The 21,141-nt window shown below is 56.1% G+C and carries 20 protein-coding genes; 6 read left to right on the top strand and 14 right to left on the bottom strand.

The features are described from left to right. Positions 1–93: 93 nt before the first annotated feature. From AC2FHX_RS17080 to hmgA, 3 genes are all read right to left on the bottom strand, one after another. Positions 94–1,044, bottom strand: a complete 951-nt coding sequence (locus AC2FHX_RS17080) for an MBL fold metallo-hydrolase (protein ID WP_496702843.1) — start codon at positions 1,042–1,044, stop codon at positions 94–96. Between the two features lie 10 nt (positions 1,045–1,054). After that, entirely contained in the window at positions 1,055–2,311 is a 1,257-nt protein-coding gene (gene fahA, locus AC2FHX_RS17075) for a fumarylacetoacetase (RefSeq protein ID WP_496702845.1), read from the bottom strand. Between the two features lie 65 nt (positions 2,312–2,376). Beyond that, on the bottom strand, positions 2,377–3,732 hold the full coding sequence (gene hmgA / locus AC2FHX_RS17070; protein ID WP_496702847.1) for a homogentisate 1,2-dioxygenase: 1,356 nt from the start codon (positions 3,730–3,732) through the stop codon (positions 2,377–2,379). A 58-nt stretch (positions 3,733–3,790) separates the two neighbouring features. Between hmgA and AC2FHX_RS17065 the strand changes: the two genes are divergently transcribed. Both AC2FHX_RS17065 and AC2FHX_RS17060 read left to right on the top strand, forming a co-directional pair. Further along, complete coding sequence (locus tag AC2FHX_RS17065) at positions 3,791–4,243, top strand: MarR family winged helix-turn-helix transcriptional regulator (protein WP_142639108.1); 453 nt, start codon at positions 3,791–3,793, stop codon at positions 4,241–4,243. A gap of 61 nt (positions 4,244–4,304) precedes the next feature. Continuing rightward, positions 4,305–5,543 (top strand): adenylate/guanylate cyclase domain-containing protein, encoded by a 1,239-nt coding sequence (locus AC2FHX_RS17060; RefSeq protein ID WP_496702849.1) that lies wholly within the window; start codon positions 4,305–4,307, stop codon positions 5,541–5,543. Positions 5,544–6,420: 877 nt separating this feature from the next. Here the strand turns inward: AC2FHX_RS17060 and AC2FHX_RS17055 are convergent. From AC2FHX_RS17055 to AC2FHX_RS17030, 6 genes are all read right to left on the bottom strand, one after another. Then, a complete protein-coding gene (locus AC2FHX_RS17055; RefSeq protein WP_010443838.1) occupies positions 6,421–6,894 on the bottom strand; it encodes a GNAT family N-acetyltransferase in 474 nt (157 codons plus the stop codon). A 76-nt stretch (positions 6,895–6,970) separates the two neighbouring features. Then, a complete protein-coding gene (locus AC2FHX_RS17050) occupies positions 6,971–7,342 on the bottom strand; it encodes a VOC family protein (protein WP_496698885.1) in 372 nt (123 codons plus the stop codon). A gap of 48 nt (positions 7,343–7,390) precedes the next feature. Beyond that, positions 7,391–8,047 carry a methyltransferase domain-containing protein gene (locus AC2FHX_RS17045; RefSeq protein WP_496698887.1) on the bottom strand — a complete coding sequence of 219 codons (657 nt, stop codon included), beginning with the start codon at positions 8,045–8,047 and terminating at the stop codon, positions 7,391–7,393. A 50-nt stretch (positions 8,048–8,097) separates the two neighbouring features. Next, positions 8,098–8,517: a DUF6326 family protein gene (locus AC2FHX_RS17040; RefSeq protein WP_496702851.1), complete on the bottom strand. Its 420-nt coding sequence runs from the start codon at positions 8,515–8,517 to the stop codon at positions 8,098–8,100. 62 nt (positions 8,518–8,579) lie between these two features. Then, positions 8,580–9,236: a DUF2306 domain-containing protein gene (locus AC2FHX_RS17035; protein ID WP_496698890.1), complete on the bottom strand. Its 657-nt coding sequence runs from the start codon at positions 9,234–9,236 to the stop codon at positions 8,580–8,582. Between the two features lie 34 nt (positions 9,237–9,270). Further along, entirely contained in the window at positions 9,271–9,891 is a 621-nt protein-coding gene (locus tag AC2FHX_RS17030; protein ID WP_496702852.1) for a class I SAM-dependent DNA methyltransferase, read from the bottom strand. Between the two features lie 189 nt (positions 9,892–10,080). Here AC2FHX_RS17030 and AC2FHX_RS17025 point away from each other — a divergent pair, with 189 nt between their 5' ends. Further along, positions 10,081–10,995 carry a LysR family transcriptional regulator gene (locus AC2FHX_RS17025; RefSeq protein WP_496702854.1) on the top strand — a complete coding sequence of 305 codons (915 nt, stop codon included), beginning with the start codon at positions 10,081–10,083 and terminating at the stop codon, positions 10,993–10,995. A 211-nt stretch (positions 10,996–11,206) separates the two neighbouring features. On the opposite strand, the gene AC2FHX_RS17020 is transcribed toward AC2FHX_RS17025, so the two are convergent. Together AC2FHX_RS17020 and AC2FHX_RS17015 are read right to left on the bottom strand one after the other, a co-directional pair. Continuing rightward, on the bottom strand, positions 11,207–11,839 hold the full coding sequence (locus AC2FHX_RS17020; protein ID WP_496702856.1) for a tyrosine-type recombinase/integrase: 633 nt from the start codon (positions 11,837–11,839) through the stop codon (positions 11,207–11,209). A gap of 612 nt (positions 11,840–12,451) precedes the next feature. Next, positions 12,452–12,979 (bottom strand): hypothetical protein, encoded by a 528-nt coding sequence (locus AC2FHX_RS17015; protein WP_496702858.1) that lies wholly within the window; start codon positions 12,977–12,979, stop codon positions 12,452–12,454. Positions 12,980–13,000: 21 nt separating this feature from the next. Here AC2FHX_RS17015 and AC2FHX_RS17010 point away from each other — a divergent pair, with 21 nt between their 5' ends. Both AC2FHX_RS17010 and AC2FHX_RS17005 read left to right on the top strand, forming a co-directional pair. Next, on the top strand, positions 13,001–15,265 hold the full coding sequence (locus AC2FHX_RS17010; RefSeq protein ID WP_496702860.1) for a hypothetical protein: 2,265 nt from the start codon (positions 13,001–13,003) through the stop codon (positions 15,263–15,265). Continuing rightward, positions 15,262–15,768, top strand: a complete 507-nt coding sequence (locus tag AC2FHX_RS17005; protein WP_496702862.1) for a hypothetical protein — start codon at positions 15,262–15,264, stop codon at positions 15,766–15,768. Before AC2FHX_RS17010 ends, AC2FHX_RS17005 begins: the two co-directional genes overlap by 4 nt. A gap of 792 nt (positions 15,769–16,560) precedes the next feature. Here AC2FHX_RS17005 and AC2FHX_RS17000 read toward each other — a convergent pair. From AC2FHX_RS17000 to AC2FHX_RS16990, 3 genes are all read right to left on the bottom strand, one after another. Then, the gene (locus tag AC2FHX_RS17000; protein ID WP_496702864.1) at positions 16,561–17,313 is read right to left on the bottom strand and encodes a VOC family protein; all 753 of its coding nucleotides are present in this window, start codon (positions 17,311–17,313) and stop codon (positions 16,561–16,563) included. A 4-nt stretch (positions 17,314–17,317) separates the two neighbouring features. Continuing rightward, positions 17,318–18,400, bottom strand: coding sequence for a ribosome small subunit-dependent GTPase A (gene rsgA / locus AC2FHX_RS16995; RefSeq protein WP_496702865.1), 1,083 nt, complete (start codon positions 18,398–18,400; stop codon positions 17,318–17,320). A 559-nt stretch (positions 18,401–18,959) separates the two neighbouring features. After that, positions 18,960–19,949: a LysR family transcriptional regulator gene (locus tag AC2FHX_RS16990; protein WP_496730965.1), complete on the bottom strand. Its 990-nt coding sequence runs from the start codon at positions 19,947–19,949 to the stop codon at positions 18,960–18,962. A 117-nt stretch (positions 19,950–20,066) separates the two neighbouring features. Here AC2FHX_RS16990 and AC2FHX_RS16985 point away from each other — a divergent pair, with 117 nt between their 5' ends. Beyond that, positions 20,067–21,074, top strand: a complete 1,008-nt coding sequence (locus AC2FHX_RS16985) for a TAXI family TRAP transporter solute-binding subunit (RefSeq protein WP_496702867.1) — start codon at positions 20,067–20,069, stop codon at positions 21,072–21,074. The last annotated feature ends 67 nt before the right edge of the window (positions 21,075–21,141 follow it).

Below are 21,141 nucleotides of genomic sequence, written 5' to 3'. Positions count from 1 at the left end.
TCCACCAGCCGTTCAGGCTCAGTGGTCCCGATCCCAGGGTCTCACCAATCCGTCCTGCGAAAAACGATCTGGATCAAATGCGACCGTATGTCCTTAACTCTGCAAGGCTTCCCACATCTCCAGATCTCGTTGGGCGGTCCAGATGCGTGGGGTGTCGATCCCGCGCGCCTCGTCATAGGCACGGGCGACGTTGAAGGGCAGGCAGTGTTCATAGATCGCGTAATCGGCGAATTTCGGGTCGCATTCGGCGCGCACCGCGTCCCATGCTTCTTTCAGGCTTCCTCCGCGCGCCGCGACCTTGGCTGCTGGACGATAGGTGCTGTCGACAAAATCGCGGGTGTTTTCGATGGCTGCATTGACCATGTCCTTGCCGACCAGGGCATCGCCACGGCCTGGCGCAATGGCGTCGACATCAAACCACTTGATCTCATCCAGTGTATCGCCCCAGTCGCCGAAATGCCCATCACCGCAGTAGCAGGCCGAGTGATACTCGACGATGTCACCGGTAAACATCACATTCTGATCGGGTACATGGATCACGATATCGCCTGCTGTATGTGCGCGGCCCAGATGCATCAGGTCAATCCGACGTTTGCCCAGATACACTGTCATGGTGTCGCTGAACGTGGTCGTGGGCCAGGTCAGACCGGGAATGCTTTCGTGCCCTTCGAATAGGCGCGGGAAACGCTGGAACTCACTGTCCCAATCTTCCTGTCCCCGTTCCACCACCATCGCGCGGGCCATGTCTGACATCAGGATCTGCTGCGCCCCAAAGGCGCTGGCACCCAGAACACGGACGGCGTGATAATGGGTCAGCGCCACATGCGTGATCGGCTTGTCGGTGACCGAGCGCACGCATTCGATTACCTTGTTGGCCAAACGGGGCGTCGCCTGTGCCTCGACAATCATGACACTGTCATCACCGATGATGACGCCCGAATTCGGATCCCCTTCGGCGGTAAAGGCATAAAGCCCGTCTCCTACCTCGGTGAACGAGATTTTCTTTTCCGACATGTCCCCTTGGGACGCAAATGCCTTGGCCATTTCTGGTTCCTTATCGCGAATATGGGTTTTTAAGCGCGGGCAGCACGGTTCCGGCACATTCGCCAAATCCGATCGTGTACCCTTTCCCCTTGGCCGCCCCTGTCAGGGTCAGCGTGTCGCCATCCTCGATAAAGCTGCGGCTTTCGCCGGTCTCCAGCGTTAGCGGCTCTTTCCCGCCCCAGCTGAGCTCCAGCATCGAACCGCGCTCGGGCTTTGTCGGGCCAGAGATGGTGCCGGACCCCAGCAGATCGCCGGTGTTCATCGGGCAGCCCGAGGTCGTATGATGGGCCAGTTGCTGCGCGGCGGAGTAATACATCTGACTATAGTTTGTCCGCGCAATGGTCGTCGGGGCCTTGCCGTCCGGGGCTATGGTGATCGACAGATCAATGTCATACAGCATCGGGCCGGTCTCTTTAAGGTGATCCAGCAACTCAAAATCCCGCTCGGGCGTGTCACAGCGGAAAGGTTCCAGCGCCGCCTTGGTCACGATCCATGGGCTGATCGACGTGGCGGTGGCCTTGGCCTGAAACGGCCCAAGCGGCTGATACTCCCACGCCTGAATGTCGCGGGCGGACCAGTCATTCAGAAGGACATAGCCAAAGATATTGTCGTCTGCCTCTTGTACGGAAATTGGTCCGTCAGAGGGCGTGCCCACGATGGCGCCCATCTCAAGCTCGATGTCGAAACGACGGCTGGGAAGGAAGGCCGGAAGGTCCTGATCGGGGGATTTCAACTGACCCCAAGGGCGGCGGATATCTGTTCCCGACACCACGACCGAAGACGCCCGGCCATTATACCCGATGGGAATATGCAGCCAGTTAGGGGGCAATGCATTCTCTGGTCCACGGAACATGGTGCCGACATTTTGGGCGTGGTGCCGACCGGCGTAGAAATCGGTATATTCGCTGACGGCAAAAGGCATGTGCAGCTCGGCATCTGCCTGCGCCACAAGCAAAGGCGCGACGTCCTCTTGTGCCGCGCTGCCTTCGGCCAGCAGATCCATCAGACGGTTGCGCAGGGCGGCCCAAACGGCGGGGCCTTGCTCCATCAGCGGGTTCCAGAAAGGCAGGTCGAACAGCGGTTCGTCGTCCAGAACGACCAGTCCCTCGGCCTCGGCAGCTGTGACATCAAGGATCATGTCGCCGATTGCAACACCACAATGCGGGTCTTCGCCGCCTGTCGAAAACACGCCATAAGGCAGGTTGTTCAAAGGAAAAGGGTGATCGGCAGAATTGGCCGAGCTCACCCAGGATTTCTTCAATGGCATTTTGTCTCCAAACCTCTGTCAGGGGCCAAGATTTTTCGTCGAAAAATCTGCGACCTCAATCGGAATTATTTCTTGCCCGGTGTACCGTCGAACTTTTTCTCAAGCGACGTCCAGCAGTCAATGTAATCATCCTGGAGCGGGGCCTCGGTCGCTGCAAATGATGTCAGATGCTGCGGGAACCGGGTTTCGATCATGAAGGACATCGTATTATCCAACTTATCCGGTCCAAGGTTCGAATTCGACGCGTTGTCAAAGGCATCCTGGTCAGGTCCGTGCGGCAACATCATGTTGTGCAGACTCATGCCGCCGGGAACAAATCCCTGTGGTTTGGCGTCATACTGGCCATAGATGTTCCCCATCAGTTCAGACATGATGTTCTTGTGATACCAAGGGGGGCGGAATGTATCTTCGGCCACCATCCAGCGTTCGCGGAACAGGACAAAGTCGATATTGGCCGTGCCCGGTTGTCCAGACGGCGCGGTGAGTACGGTGAAGATCGACGGGTCAGGGTGGTCAAACAGGATCGCCCCCACCGGGCAATATGTGCGCAGGTCGTATTTGTACGGGGCATAATTGCCGTGCCAGGCGACTACATCCAGCGGGCTTTGCCCAATCTTTGTGGTGTGGAACTGCCCGCACCATTTGACAGTGACGCTCGATGGTACCTCACGGTCTTCATAGGCCGCGATAGGTGCCTTGAAATCTCGTGGGTTAGCCATGCAGTTGGCGCCGATCGGGCCGCGTCCGGGCAGTTCGAATTTTTGCCCGTAATTCTCGCAGACAAAGCCGCGGGCAGGGCCCTCAAGAACCTCAACCCGATAGACCAACCCGCGCGGCAGAATGGCGATTTCCTTGGGCTCAAGGTCGATGATCCCCAACTCGGTCGCAAAGCGCAGGCGGCCTTCTTGAGGCACCACCAGCAATTCGGAATCGGCCGAGAAGAAATAGTCATTCACCATCGATTCGGTGACCAGATAGATGTGGCTGGCCATCCCGACCTGCGTATTCACATCCCCTGCTGTGGTCATCGTGCGCATGCCTGTCAGCCATGTCAGCCCATCTTGGGTATGAGCGACGGGGTCCCAGCGATACTGGCCCAGGCTGGTAACATCTGGGTCAACACAAGGTGCCGATTTCCAATAGGGCAGGTCGATCTTATCGTAGCGATGCGAATGCTTCACCGAAGGGCGGATACGATAGCACCAGGTGCGCTCGGGTGGGTTGGCGGTAAAGGCAGTGCCGCTCAGTTGTTCGCCGTATAGCCCATAGTTGCAGCGTTGCGGGCTGTTCATGCCCTGCGGCAGCGCACCGGGTAGGGCCTCGGTTTCGAAATCATTGCCAAAGCCGGGCATATAGCCCGGATGGGTGCCAGCGGGTGTACTGGCCTGGATCATTTTATGCGGGTCTGTCGGATGGTTCATCCTTGGCTCCTGCTGTTTTCTGCTTGTGAGATAATAGTTGATTTTGTAACTAACAAGCATGACAAAGACAGAAAGTACCGAAAGAGACGGGTTTGATCTGCTGGATTTCCTGCCCTATCTGCTGAACCGGGCAGCCGAGGAAAGCGCACTGGAATTTCAGCGTGTATACAAAGACCGTTATGGGATGCTGCGCACGGAATGGAGAGTGTTGTTTCATCTGGGCAATTACGGAGAATTGAGCGCGAAAGAAATCGGTCAACGCGCCCGGATTCACAAAACCAAGATAAGCCGCGCGGTCAGCAGGCTTGAGCAGCGCCGATTTCTTGTCAGAACCGTCAGCCAGACGGATCGCCGCGTTGAACATCTTGCATTGACCACGGCCGGACGGTCGGTTTATCGCGAATTGCGCGGTATTGCGCAGCAATATGATGCTCAGCTTGCCGCAATGTTCACAGAAAACGAGGCTACCTTGTTGCGCAAAATGTTGCGAAAGCTGGCTGATATGAATTGACCTCTGGTAATTCGAACCTTTCGCTCCCAGATGGAAGCCAGAGCGGACACAGGAATGTGAAATGACAGCCCCGAACCAAAACGCGGCAAAATCAAATGATCTGATCAACTGGCTGGTGACGCGGGGCCTTGAAGGTGCCGAAAAAGAAGAATTGCTGGATGGCTATTGTACCCGTCTGATTGAACTTGGTGTGCCCCTGATGCGATTTCATGCGGCGCAATCGGCGCTGCACCCGGTATATGGCGGCACCGGATACAGCTGGTATCAAGACACCGGCGGTGACTATCAGAAATTCGAGTATTCAGAAGAGACCAGAGAAGACTGGATGAGCAGTCCTCTATATGCGATATTACATCACGATCTTGACGGCGTCCATGAACGCATGGTCGATCAGAACGAGCCCAGCCGCTATCCATTGATCAATGAATTACGCGAGGCTGGTGCGACGGAGTATTACGCTAAAGGTGTGAATTTCGATCCGCGGTCGCAGACCTCAAAAAAAGCCGTAGATGGAGTCCTGTTGTCGTGGGCTTCGAACGCGCCGGATGGGTTTCGGGAACAGGATCTTGACCTTATCAATACGGCTCTGCCCCATTTGGGCCTGGCACTAAAGTCAGCCTCGAACGCGCGGATATCCAAAGATCTGATGCGCGTCTACTTAGGTCGGGATGCTGGACGGCGTGTTTTGTCGGGTGAAATTCGTCGCGGATCCCTACAGCAGATCGACGCCGTGATATGGAATTTCGACCTTGAGGGCTTTACCAGCCTCTCCGAGAATCTGCCCGGAATCGAGATCATCGATATGTTGAACGACTATCTGGCGGTTGCCGTTGGCGTCGTGCACGATAATGGCGGCAATATTCTGAAGTTCATGGGCGATGGACTGATGGCTATGTTCAATGTCGGCGAGATTGAAGAGGACGTGCAGGCGGCCCTGCAGGCGGTTCCCATGTTGCAGGACCGGATCGCCGAACTGAATGCGCAGCGCGAATCCGCTGGACTGCCGGTGGCCAACTTCACACTGGCCTTGCATGCGGGCGAAATTCTGTATGGCAATATCGGTTCTGAGACACGTTTGGATTTCACGGTGATCGGCCCAGCGGTGAATCAGGCCGCGCGTATCGCTGGCATGCATCGGTCCTTGGGGCAACGGATACTGATCTCGGATGACGTAGCCCGCGCGGCGCAGCCCTGCGATCAGGATCTGATCTCGGTCGGGCGTTATATGCTGCGCGGTGTGGCCGAGCCGAAAGAGCTGTTTACGGTTTATAATGTTGCCGGAATGCAATCAGGCGTTTGAGCGTCCGGTTTGAGCCCATTCTGTGAATTCGGTTTTCTCGCTGCGTGCGCTCGCAGCACGAAAATCTCCGCGGCCGCATCATTCTCAGCGCCGCTGCGCGGTGTGAAAACCGGCCATTCAAGCATGCCGCTGCGAGATTTACTTCCCAGATTTACAGGTTGCGGACAAAACTGCCATTGCCATTAGGCCCAATTGTGTTTGCATTCTAGCCCGGCATAAGCGGATAACATCTTTGGCGGATGTCACAGGCCACCCAACATTTTGAGTGTTGATTGGAGCCGCGCAACACAAGCATCAGAAGCAAGCTCGTCCGAATTATAAGGCAGATGTAGTCTGGTAACGTCAAATTTTCCGATAAAACCGCGACCCGAGCTACAATACCTCGTTCGGAATTGCGAATTCTGATCAACGTTGTTCTCGAGCTGCACCAGTTGGGCCTCTACGAATGTCACTGCTTTTATGGTTCCTTCTGGAACATCCATTTTTAGACAATTGAAAGCACTACCGTCGTCTCCGACAAATAGGATAATTTGCTTGTGCCCTCTAGCAGATTGCACTTGCGAATGAAGTTGTTCGACGACTTCTTGCCACGAATCTTCACACGGATTGCCAGCATTTTCTGACGCTTGGTCTGCGAAACTTGGACTAACCGAAGCGGCTACGATTGATAACCAGATAGCAAAGTTTGTTACACACAGCCAACTGTATGAACCCCGTGGCTCTTTAGTTTTTAATTTTTGCGTCACAGCTTTTGCCTGGCTTTGAGATGAACAAGCCTTAACATCGCTGAACTATAGGACCACTGCAATGACCAGTTAGGGCTGCGAGTTACAACACACTCTGGAGCTGCCGATGTACCAGAAATCGGACAATGCTGTCACTCTGTCGCAAGTTGAAATTTGAGGAAGGTCGCCCCGTCATAGTCGACTTCGCCAACCCGCCAAGCACCAAGTCTGTCGAGTGCCCGCAGGTTCGTGCGTGACGGTGGTAAAAGGAAGGTCACATACGGGATGCGTTCATCGGAAATTGCAAAGTCGATCGCCTTTCGCGAGATGCGCGGCCCGAGGCCAAACGTGTCGGGCCGCAAGACCAGTCCGAAATCCCATTCGGCTCCTTCTTTTTGAAATCCACCCCAGCCGACATATCGGTCATCGGACAAGAATGCCCAATGTCCAAGTCCGTCACGGTGCCAACACTCTTCCTTTTTGGCGACAAACCGCGCCACTGTCTCGGCATTCCAAGTAAATCTCAGAAGCGGCATATGCTCCGCGACACGAGGGTCGGACATGTGCGCTAAGATTTCGGTTGGGTCGATTTCCGACAATCGGACGAATTTTATTTCAGATCTCATTGCGGCGTCTTTCGATGTGCTCGTCTCTCATTGTCCGCTGGACGCGATATTTCAACAGCCAACTCTTTGCCTGCTGTCACGCTGGGACATACGCATTCAGTTTGTTGCCATCCAGATCCCGGAAATACCCTCCGTAGAAACCATGATCTCCGCGTGTGCCGGGGGGTCCCTCATCTGTTCCGCCAAGTTCGAGGCACTTTGCGTGAAGCGTATCGACGGCTTTTCTGTTGGTCATTTTCAAAGCGACCATCACCCCGTTTCCAACGCTTGCCGGTGCCCCATTGAATGGACAAGCAAGGCATAACGCAGGCTCGGCCCTTGAGCGGCCCCATGCGGCCATATCGCCCTGTTTCCAAAGACGGTTTGCGCCCACGCTCGAAAACAAGGCGTCGTAGAATTTCAGCGCGGCCTCGAAGTTGTTGGTTCCGAGGGTAACATATCCAATCATGCTTGATCTCCGTAATTCTGTGGTCGTCATTTTCAACTTTAAGCCCGGCTACAAAGACCCCTGGGTTGCTGCGCCAGACCGCCTAGCAAGTAAGGTCGAGGCCGGACCATGGCTCGGAATTGCCCGCACTTCAAAATTTTCGAAACGCTCGATTGCCTGCATCAATCGGGAGCGGGACATAAATCGGCCGGTCCCGCGAAACAAAAGCGCCTGGCGCATGAGGCTGCCGGCAAGACCACGGGCAGGCTCATCCGCGCAAAACGCGAGACAAAGCGCGCCGCCGGCTCGAACAACCCTGCAAAGCTCACTCAAAGCCAGGTGGGGATCGGGGACGGTTTCCAAAGCCCAAGCACACGTCACAAGATCGAACGTGCCATCTTCAAACGGCAGGGACTCCAACCGTCCTTGTATCTTCGGCACAGGAATGTCGGCACAGCGTGCAAGCATCGCTGCGGACGGGTCGAGAAGGGTCATCAAATTCGGCGGCATGCCCTCGGCGATCAGTCTACGTGCCAGGTTGCCGGTGCCGCAGCCAGCATCCAAAAGCCTCGAATTCGGCGTCGCAAGTGCACGCACCAGACCTTCCAGGGCGGCCTGCGCCTCGCCGCCTGCATGACGCAGCCAGCGATGATGAAGTTTGTCGTAGCGAGGTGCGAGCTTGTCATAAATATCAAACGCATCGTCTAAAGGCGTTTCTTCCAACATCTATTTGGTCCTATTATTCATTCATCGTGTCCGCGGTGCGCGCACGTTTTTTACGGAGAACTTGCGTCGGATTGCGGCGCGGTGTGTTCGTCCTCGGGCCACGTCCATGCGGTCCAGAGAATTGCGATTAGAGCCACGATCTCGATGACGAGGTGGAAGGTGTCATCCATGTCGGTGGGGGCCGAGGAAAGGAGCGTACCGGTTGTGACGATCGCTGCAAGAAAGGTGACAGGGCGACCAATCCTGCGGGTTAGCAGGAGCGAATAGAGCACCATCGCAATCGGCACTTGGACGAGGAAACCGCCCAAAAGCATCAGCCCTTCGGTGATCTCGATGCCGTTGTAATGGCCTGTCAGCAGCATCTCGATTTGGGACGCGAGGACAAACTGGTGAATATCGCGAAAGATGATGTTGAGCAGTATGAACAGCCACAGGGCCGACAGAAGAATACGGGGATCGAGCCGTCTCATTTTGGTGTCTTCTTTCTGTGTTTCTGGAGTTTGCCGGTATCAGGTCGAGAGCACGACCGGGTTCAGATCACCGCGCCGGATGTGCGCGTTGCAAAGGCGCGGCGGATAAGGAGTTCCGCAATCGCAAGGTTGATGGCCCACGCCCCAACCATCAGGAGGTCTCGCGAAAACCCCTGCAGTTCGGTGTCAAAGAGGGCCATTGCGACCAGAAAGAGCGCGGTTTGCGTTGAGGCCCCTTGGCCGATGGCATAGGCGCGCAGCATCGCGGCGCGGTGCGCGGCGACGTTTCGCGACCGGATCGCGACGATGGCCCATGCGATGAGGGTGACCATCGCGAGGCCGAGCGTGACCCTTGCCCCGTAAAGCACTGGTCCCTGCAGGGCATCGGGAAATGCGTAGGACACGGTCATCCAGAGCCCGGTTAGTGCGCTGATGCATCCCGCTGCCGCCACAATCCGCCCGAGGGTCCTGTGCAGGGCCGGGCGGTAGCGCCTCAGGCTCGGGAGGAATTGCACAGCCCCCACAAGGCAGAAAACTGAACTGCCGAGGATATGCAATGTGATCGGGAGGGGATCGAACACCGCACGCGGGTTCGGCGGGATGATCGCCCGAGCGCCGAGAAGTTCCGGAAGCCGGACCAGCCCTACGACTGCCGGAATGAAAGAGTAGAGGAACACGAGGGCAAGGAACGCCCATTCGCGACGGCTTATAAAGTGCATGCTTCGGTCTCTCAGAATAAGGCGTCGGTCTGCCTCAGGCGGGCTTGCGCGCGACGATAAAGGGGCTCAGTCGGTTCTTTCCGAAATACCGTGTCTGCTCGATTTCGAACCCGGCGCGGATCAGGTGTCGGGTCAATTCAGCGCGACTCAAGATGATCACATTAGGCGCGATCCGCGCGGCCATGAGCACGCGAACCATGGCTCGCATCCAGCGCGGCGCGTCCTTCAGACAAACCGTCTTTGATATGAAGTGACCGCCGGGTTTCATTTGGTGGAATGCTGCATCCAGTACGGTGGGTATGTCGTCCACCAGGTGAAGCAAGCTGAACGCGCAAATGGCGTCGAACGGTTGGCCAGGAATGTGTTGCGCCGCCTCCGCCTGAAGAAATTCTGGTGTTCCCGCGGCATCGCCACCTGATCGTGACCGGGCGATCCGGATCATCTCGGCAGAGAGGTCGGTTGCGGTCACATGAGCGACGACAGGCGCGATCTTCCTGGCTGTGCCGCCTGTGCCGCAGCCGATTTCAAGAACGCGATCGGTCGATCGAAGAAGCGCAGTGACGCATTCCAGCTTTTCTTCGTAGGCGGTGACATCGGCAATAGGTTTCTTGGCGTACTTGGGCGCATGCCGGTCCCAGAAGGCTTGGGCAGTCATGTCGGTTTCCTTTGCGCGTTGCACTTCAGGTTTGAAGCGGCGCGGATGCGCCAGTCGTAAGAAACTGCGGAATGCATTGTGTCGCTTTCGATTGCAGAGACCGGGCCGATCTCGTTTCGCATCCGGTATCATCCATGCGCTCATAAAAGGTCGATTGCTTAAATTCGTCCACCTGCTATACGCTCATGAATGAACTGGCAGGCCGTTTCCTTCGATTGGAACCAGGTACGCGCCTTCCTCGCGACAGCGGAGGAAGGCTCGTTCAGCGGCGCGGCGCGCGTGCTGAAGACAACGCAGCCGACGATAGGGCGGCAGATCGGTGCGTTGGAGGAGGCACTTGGCGTCACGTTGGTAGAACGCAGCGTCCGTGGTCTTACCTTGACGGAAGCAGGGCGCGACCTGATTGATCACATGCGCATGATGGGCGAGGCTGCGACGCTCATCTCGATGGTGGCCGACGGTAAATCTCAGGATGTCACCGGAGAGGTCACGGTCACGGGAACGGACCTCTTGTCAGCAGCGATCCTGCCGGGCGTGCTCAAGCCGTTGAGACAGATGGCGCCGGGCATCCGCGTCCGCATTCTCGCGTCGAGTGAGATGCAGAATTTGACGCAGCGCGAGGCAGACATCGCGATACGCCACGTCCGCCCAGATCAGCCGGACCTGATCGCACGGCACATGGGCGACTTTCGCGCCACTCTCTATGCCGCGACCGACTATCTCGATCGTGCAAGCCGCCCACGGACTCCGCGCGATGTGGCTGCACTCGATTTCGTCGGCAATGCCGACCCAGAGAGGCTAATGGCCCCACTGCACAACATGGGCGTGCCCGTTCGCGCAGAGAGCTTCGTGATGTCGAGCGAGAGCGGTGTCGTCGCATGGGAATTGGTGAAAGCGGGCTACGGCGTCTCTATGCAGCCCGAAACGTTGGGTGAGGCTGAATCTGGCATAGAGAAGGTCTTGCCGGATTTCCCTTCGCTTGAGTTTCCAATCTGGCTGGTCACCCATCGGGAGTTACAGACCAGCCGTCGTATCCGGATCGTATTCGACCTGCTGGCCCGGGGTCTGTCAGACGTTGCGAAGCGCCGAAGTGGTGGCGATTAACAGGTGCAAAAGCGCCGAACCCGGAGCAAGTAAGGTCGCGTGGCAATAGTTGAAGCTGCGCTTGCACGAGTTCGTTTTGTCCGATGAGTGTACGTTAATGTTGGAAATGCTGCGCAATCGATCAACTTCCGCTTTGGGGAAGCTGCAATGCGGCAACTTATCTCGCGATGAACGGCTGGTTTGGGCCGCCCGCGAGAGCGGCCCGTTGACTTTAGATCTCTATCGCTTCGGCGATTGCTAGGGCATCCTCGAGTTCGACGCCGAGATACCGGACTGTACTGTCCATCTTAGTATGGCCAAGCAGAAGCTGAACAGCGCGTAGGTTTCCGGTCTTCTTGTAGATCTGAGTGACCTTGGTTCTCCTCATGGAATGGGTGCCGTAGGCGCGTGCTTCGAGGCCGATCGACGTGACCCAATCGCGGACAATCCGTGCATATTGGCGTGTCGAGATGTACAGGCGTTCATGAAACCGGCCGGGCCAAAGGTACTCCGAACCGACCATCAGCTCATCTTCCATCCACTTCTCAACAGAGGCACGTGTGCCCTCTGATATCTCAAAGCGCACGGGTTTCTGCGTCTTGCTTTGAAGGACCGAAGCCCGTTCCTTAATCTGACCCGATGACATGACATCGGCGACCTTCATCTTCACCAGATCGCAGCCGCGAAGCTTACTGTCGATTGCCATGTTGAAGAGCGCAAGATCGCGATGATTTTCGGCAAGCTCGAGGCGAACTCGGATTGCCCAGACATGTTTTGGTTTCAGCGGTCGCTTCTGGCCGACGATGCGTCCTTTGTTCCAGGCTGGGCGAAGAGCACGAATGGCAGGTAAGTTTGGTGTTTCCATGGTTGATCCTCCGATCCGCCATGCCCGCCCACAACGACAATCCGACGTTGACTGGAAAATTTTATCACAGCATGCCGCGCTGCCTCCAAGGTCCGCGATAGAGCCCAAAGCGGAAGTCTTGGATTTTCGCTGCGCGCGCTCACAACATGAAAATCGCTGCAGCTGCTCGAATTGCAGCGATGCAAGTCCAAAGAGATAGCCGCCATTCGACCTTGGCGCAGCGAGGACTTGGACAGCAATTTGCAGGTCGAGGAAGGGCGGCCCTTCGAATACCTCGCGCGTTTCCAATTCTCTGAAGAGATCTTTTTCGAGAATTTCTGGCCGCTCCTTGAAGCAACTTGCTCAATCCAAGGAAGGCTGTAACGATACGTACCGAGTAGCGCAAACCAGGAAGCGACACAAATGGCAATCCAAGGCTATAGGGAGTTGTTCATTAAGGAAATCGACCGATCCTTAGCTTTGATACCAATTTCGGCGGAAGACACGGTCGCGATGGAAGCCGCCTTAAGTGACGATCGCCCGGTGTACGCGACTCTTTTTGAAAAGTACTTTATCGAAGCCATTCAATCTTCGACGCCGCCCACAGCTGGGTACTGGGCCAATTTTCTGCGTTTATTCATTGGAAAAATTGATCATTTTTCCTCCGATGCTGCACGAGCCGTCACGGTTTACCGGATAGCCGCGCAGGAGAGTGTCTGTCGCTTCACGCCGCTGCTTGACAGCGCCGTGTCGGTCGCCGTTCGCCTGTCGGAAACAGAGATCGATTTCTCGGACAGACCCGAAGAACTGGCGCTTGGAAACGCCTGCTTTCATCATGCCAGAGTCCTGTTGGATCTCGGCGAGGCTGACCTTGCCTACAACCTCGCGTCTATGGCCATGGATATCTTGCGAAACGCACCGGATTTCGGAGAGCCGGTCGGCAGATTTGCGCTCGCCTTGGCGGAAAAGGCGCAACGCATGCACCAGATTGCCACCTGCGCGTTTTTCCTTGCGCATGCCGTGAGAAATGCTGCGGTCAAAAACCCAATGCGGAGAGCCGAAGCCTTTGCACTGAGCGAAATCGCCGTCAGTCGTCTTGAAGGCGTGGAAGAGCCTTTTCTGAGAAATTGCCTCGATCAATTGTGGCGCTTGTTCGACCATTTTTCTGACCTTCGGCCGCTCTTGCTCACGCTGCTTCGGTTCTATTCGGAAGAAGAACGGGTAGGGTTGATGCCGCCGAATGCGGATGTCACCGAAATCTACGCGCTGTCGCGATTTGAGGACGAAGCGACCCAAACATGGAAAGACAGGCTGCCTGCCGAATTGAATTTCCTCTCGCTCGTGGATGATCGCTGGTTCGATCTGACGGCTGACGAGCTGAAGACATCGGTCTCGGCGGATTGGATCACCCGCACGATACAGCACCCGGCGATCTTCCGGTGTGTTCCGCACAATCGATCGTTCTTGCGCGACCGGTCCTTTGGCAAGCAACTATTGCAGCTCTCGCATGAAGTGACCCATGCGATCACCTTGAACGGTGGTTTAGGGTGGGCGCTGACAGCCTTGCGCACCGCGTTGTACCGCGCCGAAATGGGGCTTTGGGGCTTGGATGGCGTAGACATCACACAAGGCGATTTCATGGGGGCGTTTGTTGCGCAAAAGGGGTTGGCGCCCCGGCGCGGGACTAGCTCTCTGGCACTGCGGCAGGCGGAAATCTGCCTCGAATTAGCGGCAAAAGCGCAGATCCTGCAGGATGTCTGGACGCCCTGGCTTGAAGGTATTGCGGTTTATGCCGAAACGGCGGCTGACCCGCAGCGCGACCGGCACACCGATACTATTCTGACACGATGCCTGCGAAATCTGGTGGATTTCAATCCCGGCGAGACATTCACCTCGGAATCCCTGGCGCAATCCCATGGCGCTTTTGTCGAGGACTTTGACGCGGCCACTGCCGAAACACTGCAGCAAGAGGCCAAGTCCCACCTCGCAGCGGTGTTGCGGACAGAGAAGGCAGTCTACTTTGCCGGCTACATTGCCGTGCGATCCGTCGTAAGCGCCTGGCGCCAAACGCATTCCGCCGAGATATCCGGATCTATGGCGTTCAATCTGCTGCAGCACACTGCTCGATTTGGGACATATGAAGATGCCATCCCGGATTTGTCCTTGCCGACCGAGGAGTTTCACGTTGCGGCGCAACACATGATGAAGCGCTGGGTCTGTGGTCTCGCCGGCCTGCCGCCTGAGGACCTCGCATATTTCTTCAAGCCGCCCGATCCCGACAAGCGTGAGCCAACGACCCGGTACCGGAAAGGGCGGATCCAACCCAGCGATACAACGCCGGCCCGTGATATGGAGTTGTTTCTTGAACTGGGGCGACGGCAGCGGCGAGAAGCTCAGATGTCACTTATGACTGAGCGCCGCGAGCAGGTCGAAGACCCGCCCGATGTCCAGCATGTTGTGGCCGTCGCCACAGAAGGTGTCAAAACACTGCACGCCTTGCATTCTGATCCCGAAAGCGATGTGATCGATGACTTTGCTGTCATGTCCCGCGGATTTCTTTTGCCTATTGGCCAAACGGATGCGCTCTTTCACATCAACGTCGATCCTTACACCAGCGATATCATGCTCGGGCTTAGCTTGCGCACAACCGAGGTTCACGTGGAAACCGGCCGGTCGAGTTACAGTTCCTTCGCCAGGTTAATCTCCGCCAGGGACCTCGATGAGATCAGACGCCATTGGGATGAAACCGGCGTGCCGCGGCTGAAAGTGCGGCGCATCGTGGACATCAATGGCATGGTCTACGGCAGTCCCGAAATGGCCGGCATGCACTTTCTCACGCTGCAATATGGGGATTGGTTTTTTGTCACGGGCGCCAACCAGTTCCTCGACCAGCTGTTGCAATCCAGCCTGGCGGAGCATCCGGTTCGGAAAGATTGGGTGCGAGAACGGGTTTTGAACCATCCTGTCCGACAGTCAGAGATCGAAGTTGTCGCACGCGGACATGAAGGCGCCCGTCGTACCCTAGCTTGGGTGCAAAACCAGGACGAGTGGGTTTTGGGCGATCAACCGGTAGCCGTGCCACTCATAACATGGACAGACCGTGTGGCAGCAAAGGCCACCGGCTTGCTGGATGACGACGCGCAAAAGACTGCGCGGTTGAACCGGCAGCGAGACTGCGCGGCAGACTTGTTGCAAGCGTTGCTCTGCGATGAAAACCGGTCCCGCGCCGTCGCAAAGGGCGGCTTTGACGATATGACCAGCGATGTCACTTATCAACGCGAAGAGGTAATCGAAGCGTTTTTCCGGACAGGCATCGCACCAGCTGCTTCGACATGGCTTGAGACTGCGAAAATGCGTATTGTGACAGGAGTGACTGGCTTATTTCAAGAACGTGCGGGCCTATGGGACATCATCCCGGCGACGCCCAGATTTGAGGACAAAACATGATACCGTTGACGCTGACAGAAGACTTGCACGACGAGGCACTATCGCGTGCCACCCACTTTGGTGATAGCATGAAATACTCTGTCGGTGTCCTCAACACGGTTGTGGACACCGACGAAGACACCTGGATCCGTCGGATCTGGGACTTCGCCGAAGGCGCTATCCGGTCCGCTGTCCAATCAGGTATGGACGCCGCCGGTCCGATTATCGAGCGGACCCGGGAAAAGATTTCGGAAATGACCTCAGCGCTTGGCGAACGGGCGAATGTCGTCGTGAACGCGGTCATGGAAAAGATCAGCACCTATATCAAATCCCTGATTGACCTTGCCGTGGCACGACTGGACCTCGAAATCAAAATCGGCGCACGCCAATACCTCATGAAGAAAATCGCGATTCAACAAAAGTTTTCGGTATCCGGCACGGTGACGTCGTCTCTCGAAGAAGCCTGCGCTTTTGCGGCAAACGGTGAAGTGACCGTCGATGGAGAATACGAGCTGCAAGTATAAGTACACGCAATCCTAGGCGCTCGACACGAGCGGTTTTCAAAAAATATTGGCCAAAAGCGTTCAGAAGTGCGCTTGGGCACATCGAAGAAAATGTTGGCGGGTATGAGTAGACGCTTGAAGGAGAACTGCCACTTTACTCCGTTTTCGGATTTCGGGACCTCAGCGACACTCATAACCGAAGCAAAGATACGCCTAAAGCCAAACTTGGAAACTATCGGTGTTAAGTCACCGGTTTGACCTATTGCAAACTACAGCGCACACTCGAAGGAACTGTTGCAGTTCTTGCGTGATTTCCCATATGCTCGTCCGTTGACTTCGGACGAGCATATCAATTTTGGACCGCAGTAAATGAACGCTCTGTCCGAGTCTTGCTTCTCCAGCAGGCGCGCAGTGAGTGGTTGATTTGATATCCTGCTCCACACGCGCTTCCGAATGACCGGAAACGGAAAACTGCTGCGCCGGCGCAAGAGCCACGCTGCACCCGCGAAGGGTTGCTGCTTCAGCGACTTTCGAAAACCGAATGACCGGAAAGTCCGCGATCTGTGAGTTCGACCCACATCAGGTTATGCTCTTACGGCGAATGTCGGCAATGCGGACTGCGACCGCAGCATCGAGAGACTGGGTCGGATGTCGGCTTTGGGCCGTCCTCATCTGAGCTGGCGTGCCTGTCAGCAAGATGCTGCGGTTGCTCCGATGGAAGCTCTGAGCCCTGAGTCACGCATGCTGCAGAACGAACAAATATCCGCTCTGCAGTTCCTGTGAAGAATTGGCGACCTGTTAGAAAGTGGTCGTCTATTCGATGCCAAAAGCAAACGGCGCGCCGTCTGGATCACACAGGATGGGGTTATGGGCTTGAACGGTTTCATTCAAATCTACAGAAGCCGGACGCGCCCCTTTGGCTTCAGCAGCACGGCAGGCATGGGAGACTGAAGCAACCTTGATGCACGGGACCCAAGCTGCATTTGAACCGGTTGGCCAGGTCGCGGCATGTTGGCGTGCAACAAGATCGCCCCCAGGTCCGAGGAGTGCGAGACAATCCGTGTCCTGCTCGGGAGAGATCTGCCATCCAAAAAGGTCTGCATAGAACGCCAGCGGGAAGTCAGTCCCATTGCCGACGTACACGTCTGGGCCGAACTGCCGACGCGGAACAGGGAAGCTGTGCCGGGTCAGCGAAATCCCGACCAGAGCACCGAGCGGATCGCGCAGCAGTGCATTGCGACCGACACCCGGTACCTCGAATGGCTCACGAATGATCTTGCCTCCGAGCGTGGCGACGCGCCTGACCGCCGCGGCCACGTCGGGAACCTCGATGTAAGCGATCCAGCCATTTTCCTGCCCGGCAGGCGTCTCGGCCAACCCCGCACCCGCTTCGTCCCCGGAGAGTGCGAGGACGAAATCCTGCGCACCGCCTCCCCAGGCAAAATCCGTCGCCCGCTCGACTTCATACGTCCAGTTGGCGACGTGCTGGTAAAATGCCATCGAACACGCCCTGACCGATGTGAAAAGGTCGTGCCATACGATTTGACCCGCTTTCGACTGCGTCATCGTCTTACCTCCTGACAACTTTGATTTTCTTGACGCCGCGCACCATTTTTCCGAACGCCTTGTCGCGCGACCTGCGTTCCGCAAGGCTCGCCGAGTTGAACGCGTCCTCCGCCATGAGCTTGCGCCATCTGCCAAGCCGATGGGCATCGAGAATACCCTCATCAACAGCCTCCAGAACAGCGCATCCCGGCTCGGTTTCGTGCTGACAGTCGTTGAATCGACAGCGCGCGGCCAACTCCTGAATGTCAGCAAAGAGATCATTGATCCCGTCCGCCGCATCGGTGAGATGCAATTCCCGCATGCCGGGCGTGTCAAGGATCAGACAGCCATTGGGCATCGCATGAAGCTCACGCCGCGTCGTCGTATGCCGACCCTTCGCGTCGTCCTCGCGAATGGTCTGGGTCTCGATGGATTGGCTCTCAAGCAACGCATTGGCCAGCGTCGATTTCCCAACACCGGACGAGCCGAGGAACGCCACCGTCTTGCCGGGCTTGCACCATGGGGTCAGCTCTGTCCGGGGCGCGTCTCCACGGGCGTCAAGCGCAACCACGTCGATCATGTCCGACACCGCGCGCGCCGCGTCAATGTAGCTTTTCGGGTCCGGCACAAGGTCGGTCTTTGTGATGACGATGACAGGCGTGATCCGTGCCTCAAACGCCAGAGCGGCATAGCGTTCCAACCGTGCCACCTTGAAGTCCTGATTGCAGGACGTGACGATAAAGGCCGTATCAATGTTCGCCGCAATCAGCTGTTCCTGCCTGTCGGTGCCGGGCGCACGCCGCTTGATGAGGCTCGTGCGCTCGAGAACCCGACTGGATCGCGGGTGCGAAGGATCCAGCATCAGCCAGTCCCCGACGGTCACATCCGCTCTGGGAGGAAGTACAACATCAATGTTGTCTCCAAGGGCGTGCAGCCCACTGCGATGCACTTCGACAACGCGAACGGGAGGTGTCGATGTTAGCTCGCCCACGCTGATTTGCTGGGCGAAGAAGGGTTGCCATCCCAGTGCCTGAAGAGGGCTGAGTTTGGGGTGTGATTGGGCGTCGCGCGCGCTACGCGGAAGGAAGTCCGAGTAATCTCTTGTCATAGGGTGTGCACTTTCATGTCTCTGGCCTAGATCAAATTTGGGCACTGATGGTAGGAAACGAGTGAGCACATCAAGATTGTCCGTCAGCTACAAAGCGACGGCAATATTTCAGGTGTTGCATGTGCTCCGGGAGGCGCGCTGCCTCCCTTCCTTACCGGGACATGAAATCTCCATTACAGGTGACGTGGAGATAGGAAGAATAGACGCAAAACGCAACCGTTGACGGCTGACTTGGAACTCTTCTTCAGATATCTGTAGCGGTCGTTCAAAGGGAATAGGGGTATGTCAGATCCGTCCACAGAGCGTGAGTTTGATCTTGCCCTGATGTTGCTTATGCGGCGAATGACCGCAAAGCGGGCTGCGACTGCAGCATCAAGAACGCCTGCTGGGTGTCCGCTTGGGGCCGGACTGACCGTGCCCAGGTCGTTTATCGCATAGATGCTGCGCTGTCTCCGAGGTCCGTAGTGAGCCCAAAGTCACGAATGCTGCAACATGCATGAATGTCGGCTTTTGGTCACGCAGTAGCCAAACACAAAAATTGGTTTTCAGATCGTAAGGTCTATTGTGATCTATTATGTTCTGTCCCTGCTTCATCTACCCAAAAGGAAAGTGGGTTTGCCTTCACACCATCCAACATCCTCAACACTTCTGCCTTCCATCCCGCTTTGGTCTGTAATGCCAATTGGGACGGTGGTCGGTGGTTTGGTTCGAGGATGGCATACTCATATCTGAGCGGTTTCGTAAAGGGTAAGAAAACCACTTTGCCATTCGAGAAGTTAAGTTCACGCTCAGTCGCAACTGTCAGCGGATCTACGATGCTGCAACACTGTCCTGAACTCACAAAGGGGATTAATGGCAGAAAGTACTGGCAAGTTACCGTTGGGTTGTATTCAGCGGCAACATTTTCAAACTCCTGCCGGATTTTTCGTTGAAACGGGTGTGAAGGATGCAGGCCGCCCATTGGCGTTCTATCCAGGTCTGATAAGGCCAAGCTCTGGCGCGATGATAGCGGATGATCGCGATCAAGGGCACAGAAGCAATCTGCCTGGATAAGCTCGGCGGAGTATTGGGGTTCTTTACCGGTTGAATGCTCGAAGTCAGCAAAGCCGAAGTCGATGTTTTGTGATCCCGCAAGCTCCATAATCTGAGGTGAGCTGCGAGTGGAAAGTGTTATGCGAATTTCGGGGTTTTCGCCAACTGACTGGCTTATGAAACGCGGGAACAAAAAGGCAGATGGACCAGGCATCGTTGCAATATTCAAGCTTCCGGCATGCCCTTTGATGAGACCTTCCATGGTGTTGGAGATCGACGCGAGGCGGTCAAGAATGCCTGTCGTTTCTGCCAAAAGATAATGCGCTTCGGGAACCGGCACCAAACGCCGTCCTTTACGTTCGAACAGCATCAGGCCCAGAGATTTTTCAAGGTTTTTCAACGCAAGACTGATTGCAGGCTGCGTGCGATTTAGTTTCTTGGCGGTTTGAGAGATGGAGCCGGTCTCCATCACCTCACGAAATACGGTTAGCTGAGTTAGGTTCATATTCTTAAACATAAGCAAAACTTTAGTTTAGTGAAATATAACAAATTTGTATTTATGAAGTTTGTCTCTACGCTTGCAGGATCGAAGTTTGGGAAAACCAAAACCGAAATTCCAACAAGGGAGATGACAATGAAAATTGTAAAATGCTTGACTGGTCTAGCATTGGCGGGCGCGCTGGCCGCACCTGCGCTGGCGCAGGATCCGACCTTTTTCCGTATCGGCACCGGTGGTGCTGGCGGCACCTACTTCCCCATCGGTGGCACCATCGCCAATGGTATCTCAGCGCCTCCGGGCTCACGCCCGTGTGAAGAAGGTGGCCAGTGCGGTGTTCCGGGGCTGATCGCAATTGCGCAATCCACCACCGCGTCGGTCTTCAACAACGCTGCCGTTGAAAACGGTGAGCTTGAGGCGGGTCTTGCTGCAGCTGACGTCACGCGTTCGATGTATATGGGCGAAGGCAAATTCGAAGGCAAACCGCATCCGAAACTGCGCATCGTGGCCAACCTGTTCCCCGAAGACCTGCACCTTGTTCTGCCGGCCGGCTCGACGATCAACGATCTGAGTGATTTGGAGGGCAAGCGCGTTGGTATCGCGCAAGCTGGTTCTGGCACGCAGGTAGCCGTTTTGCAGATGCTCGATGCCTGGGGTGTCAATCGTGACAACATGGACGAAGCCGAGCTTAACAACAGCCAGAGCGCCGAGCGGCTGGCCGATGGTCAGCTTGATGCCTATTTCTATGCCGCAGGCTGGCCGGTTGCAGCGATGGTGCAGCTGTCTTCGACCAAAGGTATGAATCTGCACTCGTTCAGCGATGAGGATCTGGCCAAAATCAATGAGATTATTCCGGCTTATATCCCTTCGGCCATCCCTGGCGGTGTCTATGAAGGTATTGACGCTGATACGAAGACCCCCGCAGTAAGCGCGATGCTGGTTGTATCCTCGGACCTGTCCGATGATCTGGTCTATCAGATGACCAAAGCTCTGTGGAATGACAATACTCGCAAGCTGCTGGATAACGGCCATGCCAAGGGCAAGCAGATCACACCAGATACGGCGTTGGACGGCGTGGAGGCGCTAGGTGTTCCGCTACATCCGGGTGCCGAGAAGTTCTACAAAGAAGCCGGGCTTCTTCAGTAACTCTTTCTCCCGAAACTTAATTGTCCGGTGCTCAGATCTGAGCACCGGGTACTCAAAATACGCGCAA

Source organism: Ruegeria sp. CDSC042, assembly GCF_059610745.1.
The sequence above is the reverse complement of the archived record's forward strand: the minus strand, read 5'-3'. Positions and strand labels throughout refer to the sequence as shown.